At 70.4% G+C, this 3,295-nt stretch carries 2 protein-coding genes and 1 pseudogene; 2 read left to right on the forward strand and 1 reads right to left on the reverse strand.

Annotated features, from left to right (window positions below):
• Nucleotides 1–481: pseudogene (locus O3Q52_RS50975) on the reverse strand (diacylglycerol kinase); the annotation flags it as partial.
• A 199-nt stretch (nt 482–680) separates the two neighbouring features.
• Here O3Q52_RS50975 and O3Q52_RS50980 point away from each other — a divergent pair.
• Together O3Q52_RS50980 and O3Q52_RS50985 are read left to right on the forward strand one after the other, a co-directional pair.
• Nucleotides 681–1,964 (forward strand): adenylosuccinate synthase, encoded by a 1,284-nt coding sequence (locus tag O3Q52_RS50980; RefSeq protein WP_269655224.1) that lies wholly within the window; start codon nt 681–683, stop codon nt 1,962–1,964.
• A 321-nt stretch (nt 1,965–2,285) separates the two neighbouring features.
• The coding region (locus O3Q52_RS50985; protein WP_269655225.1) for an AAA family ATPase at nt 2,286–3,295 on the forward strand (1,010 nt) is incomplete at its 3' end.

Genomic DNA, 3,295 nt, shown 5'->3' on the forward strand with positions numbered 1-3,295 from the left:
ACCCGGCCGACCCGGCCGACCCGGCCACCCCCCACCTGCCCCCCGCCAACGGCGGAATCCGCAGCGTCCCCAGCACCACCCCGTCGCTGTCGTCCACCAGGAGATCGAGCCGTCGCTCGGCCCCGTCGAGCACGGCGCGGGCCGCCGCGACGGCGCCTATGGGCACGCCCAGCGCCCGCGCGAGTGACAGCGCGCCGCCGCTCGCGCCCACCGGCACCAGGGACAGTGCACATCCGGCCAGCTCCCGCCGTCGGTACAAAACGGAAACCGCGCGCAAAAGCGCCCGGTCGTCCCCGATCACGACAGGCCGTCGTGACCCTCTCCTGGCGAGTGCCCGATCGAATTCCTCGGGCCCGTCAGGGAGGCACACTTTCGTCGTCGCACCCGCGCTGAGCACGTCTTTTGCGATCCGTACCGCCTCACCGTCACCGTGACGGGCGACCGGGTCGATGACCACAAGGAGCTGGTCGGAAGTCGACACCTCGGTCCTGCCTCGCTTCCTCGGGTAGCATCTTTGTGCAAGAGCCCCTTGCGCTATTGCGCCAGGGGCTTCGTCTATTCCGGGGCATCCGGTCCGACGGTCGCGGCCAAAGGTGGTCGCCGGCGTACGCAGCCGTACCAGAACCAGCCGCGTACGTCCCCGACCTTGGACATGCCCCGCCCGGAAGGGGTGTACGCGCGTGCCCGCACTTGTGCTGCTCGGTGCTCAGTGGGGTGACGAAGGCAAGGGAAAGGCCACCGACCTGCTCGGTGGTTCCGTGGACTATGTGGTGCGCTACCAGGGCGGCAACAACGCCGGCCATACGGTAGTCGTGGGCGATCAGAAGTACGCCCTCCACCTCCTCCCTTCCGGAATCCTCTCGCCGGGGTGTACTCCGGTCATCGGCAACGGAGTCGTCGTCGACCCGTCGGTCCTGTTCTCCGAGCTGAACGGACTGAACGAGCGAGGCGTCGACACCTCCAAACTCCTCATCAGCGGAAACGCGCACATCATCACGCCGTACAACGTGACGGTGGACAAGGTGACGGAACGCTTCCTCGGGAAGCGGAAGATCGGCACGACCGGCCGCGGCATCGGCCCGACGTACGCGGACAAGATCAACCGCGTCGGCATCCGCGTCCAGGACCTGTACGACGAGTCGATCCTGATGCAGAAGGTCGAGGCGGCCCTCGACGGCAAGAACCAGCTCCTCACCAAGGTCTTCAACCGACGCGCCATCGAGTCGGAGCAGGTCGTCGAGGAACTGCTGACGTACGCGGAGAAGCTGCGCCCGTACGTCGCCGACACGGTCCTCGTGCTCAACAAGGCGCTCGAAGAGGACAAGGTGGTCCTGTTCGAGGGCGGCCAGGGCACGCTGCTGGACATCGACCACGGCACGTATCCCTTCGTGACGTCCAGCAACCCGACCGCCGGTGGCGCCTGCACCGGCTCGGGAGTCGGCCCCACGAAGATCAGCCGGGTCATCGGCATCCTGAAGGCGTACACCACGCGTGTCGGTGCCGGTCCCTTCCCGACCGAGCTCTTCGACGAGGACGGCGAGGCCCTGCGCCGCATCGGCCACGAGCGCGGTGTCACCACCGGCCGTGACCGTCGCTGCGGCTGGTTCGACGCGGTCATCGCCCGCTACGCGACGCGCGTCAACGGCCTGACCGACTTCTTCCTCACCAAGCTCGACGTCCTCACCGGCTGGGAGCAGATCCCGGTCTGCGTGGCGTACGAGATCGACGGCAAGCGCGTCGAGGAACTCCCGTACTCCCAGACGGACTTCCACCACGCGAAGCCCATCTACGAGACCCTGCCGGGCTGGTCGGAGGACATCACGAAGGCCAAGACCTTCGCGGACCTCCCGAAGAACGCGCAGGACTACGTGAAGGCGCTGGAGGAGATGTCCGGCGCCCCGATCTCCGCGATCGGCGTAGGCCCCGGCCGCGACGAGACGATCGAGATCAACTCGTTCATCTAGTACGCGTTCATCCGGTGCACGCACCGGGCCGCGTACGCGCAGTAGGCGGAGTACGCGGATTCGTTCGCGAACAGTGAAGTGGGGCGCCCGGTTCAACCGGCGCCCCACTTCTCTGCGTATGGGCCTCTCTGCGTAGGGACGCGTCCGCGGCAAGCGTTTTCCGGTCTCCGGGCGGTCTCCGGGCGGTGCGCTGCCGGAGCGGGGGAGGCCTTGAGGGACACGGGCGGGGCGTGCGGTCCAAGGGGTTGTCCCCGGCCCCGGGACGCCGGGCGGGGGCGGTGGCACGATGCGGGAAACGGCGGGCCATCGGGGGGATGGGCCATGAGGCAGGTGTTCGTCGGGCGGAAAGAGGAACTGGCCGCTCTGGCCCGGGCGAGGGAGCGGGCCGGGAGCGGACGGCCGCAGCGGGTGCTGGTGGAGGGGCCCCCGGGGAGCGGCAAGACCGCGCTCGTACGGCACTTCCTCGAAGACGTGCCGCGGGTGCTGTACGCGGAGGGGGAGGACGGCGCGACCGCATTCCCCCACGGGGTGCTGGAACAGCTCATCGGCCCCGGTTCCTGGGCCGATCCGCGGGCCGGAGGTGTCGCGCTGCTGGAGACGCTCCGGAAGGCGACTGAGCTCCAGGGATCGGACGGGACCCGCGGGGACCCGGTAGCCCTGGTCGTGGACGACGCCCAGTGGGCCGACACCGCCTCGCTGCAGGCCCTCGGCTTCGCCGCGCGCAGGCTGCGCGTGCTGGGTGTCCCGCGCGTCCTGGTCGTGGTGGTGGTCAGGGACATCGCCGATCCGCGCGTTCCGGAGGGGCGGCGGCTGTTCGGGGGCGCCGCCGTCCGGATCCGGCTCGGCGGCCTGGCACCCGCCGAACTCCGCACCCTGGGCGGGGCATTGGGTCCCGGACCACTGACCGCCCGGGCCGCCGCCCGGCTGTACGAGCACACCGGCGGCAATCCGTCGTACGTACGGGAGTTGCTGGAACGGGACGGTCCCGGGCTCGTCGAGGTCCTGGAGCACACGGACAGCACGCCGCCGGCGCCCAGGTCGTGCGCCTTCTCCGTCCGGGCGCGGCTCCTTCCCTGCACCGCCGACACGGAGGCGCTGCTGGCCGCGGCGAGTGTCCTCGGCCGGTGCTGCCCCCTCGGTGAGGCCGCGCTCCTCGCCGGACTCGCCGATCCGCTGCCTGCGCTCGAACAGGCCGTCCACGCAGGGCTGTTGACGGAACGTTCGGACGACTCCGTCGTCCGCTTCCCCGATCCGGTCGTGCACGCCGCCGTCTACCACGCACTCGGGCCCGCCCGGCGCCGCGCCCTGCACCACGGGGCCGCCGCCCTCGC

This window comes from Streptomyces sp. ActVer (genome assembly GCF_027270795.1).
Lineage (GTDB): Bacteria > Actinomycetota > Actinomycetes > Streptomycetales > Streptomycetaceae > Streptomyces > Streptomyces umbrinus_A.